The sequence below is a fragment of the Mesorhizobium sp. M7A.F.Ca.CA.002.15.2.1 genome, from assembly GCF_003998715.1.
GTDB classification, from domain to species: domain Bacteria; phylum Pseudomonadota; class Alphaproteobacteria; order Rhizobiales; family Rhizobiaceae; genus Mesorhizobium; species Mesorhizobium ciceri.
The window spans coordinates 1-3,102 of record NZ_RZPI01000649.1; the positions used below are offsets into that span (position 1 = coordinate 1).

Genomic DNA, 3,102 nt, shown 5'->3' on the forward strand with positions numbered 1-3,102 from the left:
TCGCTATACGGGGAGAAGGTGCCGGCAGGCGGATGAGGAGCGGCGCCGGCCTCTGAAGACGGCTGAAGAGGGGACGGCGCCGGTGTGGGCACCTCGATCGGCGCTGGTGTTTCTGCCGGAACCTCGGCCGGCGTCGGCACTTCGACTGGTGCCGGCTCCGGCCGCTTTTCCGGGCGTGACGGGACGATCTCCGGTTCGGCCGGCGCCGGCGCTGGGACTTCTTGCGGCTGCCGTTCGGGCGTGGGTTCGGGAGTCGCAGGGGTGAGCGGAACTTCCTCGGGCGCCGGCGGCTCTGGAGTCTCTGGCGCGGGCGCCGGTTCTTCTTTCGGCGCGGGCTCCGGCAGAGGTTCCGGCTCGGAGGGAACAGTCGGCTCCGGTGCTGGCGGGATGGTCGGCTCCGGCGCGGGCACCGGTTCCTCGACAGGCGCCGGTTCCGGCGCAGGAATTACCTCCGGCTCGACCGTCGGCGTCGTTTCTGCCTCGGGCCGCGGCTCATCGCGCTTCAAGAACTCCGGGACGACCTGTTCGGCCGCCGGCTTCAGCGCATCGAGTGCTTCCCATTTGATCGGCGGTAGCGGGGCGGTCTCGTCGATCCGTTCCTCGACCACCTCTTTCTTGCCGAACGAAAATATCTTCTTGAAAAAACCAGCCATGCTTTGCGTTTCTCAGGCGGCGCGGGCGGCAAGCGGCGCCGCGATCAGCCTGGTACCATCGTGGCCCGATATATCGGCCTCGACGATCTCACCCGGTGCGCCCGTGCCGAGTGCGGCAAGCGTAAAACCCTCGGTGCGGCCAAGGCCGTCTCGCTCGATCAGGATCGACTGACGCGTACCGGTGAGCAACGACAGATGCCTGACATAGGCAACTTCACCGGCGGCGCGCAGCCGGGCGGCGCGCTGCTTGACCACCTCGCGGCGGAGCTGCGGCATGCGCGCGGCAGGCGTGCCTTCGCGTGGGCTGAAGGGGAAGACGTGGAGATGGGTCAGGCCACACTCCTCGACAATTTTCTCCGAGTTCTCGAACATTTCGTCGGTCTCGGTCGGGAAGCCGGCGATGATGTCGGCGCCAAAGACGATACCGGGGCGCAGCTTGCGCACATCCTCGCAGAAGCGGATCGACTGATCGCGCAGATGCCTTCGCTTCATCCGCTTCAGGATCATGTCGTCGCCCGACTGCAGCGACAGATGCAGATGCGGCATCAACCGGGGCTCGGTGGCGATGGCGTCGAGCAAATCGTCGTCGGCCTCGATCGAATCGATCGACGACAGCCGCAGGCGCTTCACATCGGGCACCTGTTTCAGGATGGTCTTCACCAGTTTGCCGAGCTTCGGCGCGCCCGGCAGGTCGGCGCCGAATGAAGTCATGTCGACGCCGGTCAGAACGATCTCGGCATAGCCGTTGCCGGCGAGCCGCTTGACCTGCTCGACCACGGCGCCCATCGGCACCGAGCGCGAATTGCCGCGGCCGTAGGGAATGATGCAGAAGGTGCAGCGGTGGTCGCAGCCGTTCTGCACCTGGACGAAGGCGCGTGCGCGGCCCTCGATGGCGTCGACCATGTGACCTGCGGTCTCGCGTACGGAAAAAAGGTCGTTGACGCGCGCCTTCTCGGTGTCGTTGACGCCGAAATCCGGCAGCGCGCGGTAGGAATTCGCGTTCAGCTTCTCTTCATTGCCAAGCACGAGATCGACCTCGTCCATGGCGGCGAATTTTTCAGGCTCGGTCTGCGCGGCGCAGCCGGTGACGATGATGCGCGCCTGCGGGTTGTCGCGGCGCGCCTTGCGGATCGCCTGCTTGGCCTGGCGCACTGCTTCGCCTGTCACGGCGCAGGTGTTGAAGATCACGGCGCCACCTTCCAACGCGCCGAGGCCCGCACTTTCAGCCTCGCGCCGCATCACCTGCGATTCATAGGTGTTGAGCCGGCAGCCGAAGGTGACGACATCGATCCCCGGGGACACCGGGCTCTTGGGCAGAGCGGACATCAGGCCGCGCTTTCAGTGTCGCGGGCCCATGTCCCGATCGACGGGTCGAAGTTGCCGGAAAATTCCCATTCGGCGGCGCCGGTCAGGACCACGTGGTCATCGTCGCGCCATTCGACATGCAGCGTGCCGCCGCCTGGCGTCAACAGACTGACGCTGCGGCCGGTCCGGTTGGTGCGGGCCGCGGCCACCACGGCCGCGCAGGAGGCCGAGCCGCAGGCCTTGGTCAGGCCGGCGCCGCGTTCCCAGGTGCGGATGATCATGGTTTCGGGCGAAGTAACCTGAGCGATGGTTATGTTGGCGCGCTCGGGGAACATCGGGTGGTTCTCGAGCAGCGGACCGAAGCGGTCGAGCTCGTAGGACCAGACGTCGTTGTCGACCCAGAAGATCGCGTGCGGGTTGCCCATCGAAACGACCGAGGGTGAATGCAGCACGGGGGCGTCGATCGGGCCGATCTGCAGCTCGATCATGCGGGTGTCGCGGAATTCCTCGGCCAGCGGGATATCCTGCCAGCCGAAGCGCGGCGTGCCCATGTCGACCGAGATCGAACCGTCGGCGTGTTCGCGCGCATTGAGGATGCCCGCCACGGTCTCGAAGGTGAAGATCTTCTGGCCGGTCTCGGCGGCGAGCGCCTGGACGACGCAGCGCATGCCATTGCCGCAGGCCTGCGCACCGGTTCCATCGGAATTCAGGATGTCGATGAAAAAGGCGGTGCCAGACGTCCTGGCGTCATGGATCGCCATGATCTGGTCGAAGCTGGTCGCGGCATCGGCGTTCAGCGCAACCGCCGCCGCCGCCGTCACCCGATCGGCACGGCCACGCATATCGGCAACGATGATCTCGTTGCCGATGCCGTTCATCTTGGCGAAAGGGGCAGTGCTGGCCATTGCTCCGAAAAATTCCGTGTCCGTTTGGCGCTATATGGCGGAAACGGGCAGGAATTACCAGTGCGCAGCCGCTTGGTCTCGGCGAAAGCGCCGGACTTACGTGACGGCGAAAATGCCCAGCACCACCAGCAGGAAGATGATCAGAACGATGCCGATAAGGATACGCGCACCGGTGGCCGCGGCACCTGCCAGTGCCGGCATGCCGAGCAAGCTCGCCGCCGCGGCGACGATCAGGAGAA

3 protein-coding genes and 1 pseudogene are annotated in these 3,102 nt (G+C 65.9%); all 4 read right to left on the reverse strand.

The window, feature by feature from the left end; genetic code table 11:
* Nucleotides 1-653: pseudogene (locus ENZ74_RS26855) on the reverse strand (signal recognition particle-docking protein FtsY); the annotation flags it as partial.
* A 12-nt stretch (nucleotides 654-665) separates the two neighbouring features.
* On the reverse strand, nucleotides 666-1,979 hold the full coding sequence (gene mtaB / locus ENZ74_RS26860; protein WP_127313108.1) for a tRNA (N(6)-L-threonylcarbamoyladenosine(37)-C(2))-methylthiotransferase MtaB: 1,314 nt from the start codon (nucleotides 1,977-1,979) through the stop codon (nucleotides 666-668).
* Nucleotides 1,979-2,863 carry a diaminopimelate epimerase gene (dapF, locus tag ENZ74_RS26865; protein WP_013528841.1) on the reverse strand — a complete coding sequence of 295 codons (885 nt, stop codon included), beginning with the start codon at nucleotides 2,861-2,863 and terminating at the stop codon, nucleotides 1,979-1,981. The genes mtaB and dapF overlap by 1 nt, the downstream gene beginning before the upstream one ends.
* A gap of 96 nt (nucleotides 2,864-2,959) precedes the next feature.
* Nucleotides 2,960-3,102: DUF1328 family protein (locus ENZ74_RS26870; RefSeq protein WP_127313109.1), on the reverse strand; the 143-nt coding region annotated here is incomplete at its 5' end.

What these genes read in the sequence shown, in the direction of transcription:
- mtaB (WP_127313108.1), bottom strand. Translation starts at nt 1,979, where the DNA reads ATGTCCGCTCTGCCCAAGAGCCCGGTGTCCCCGGGGATCGATGTCGTC.
- dapF (WP_013528841.1), bottom strand. Translation starts at nt 2,863, where the DNA reads ATGGCCAGCACTGCCCCTTTCGCCAAGATGAACGGCATCGGCAACGAG.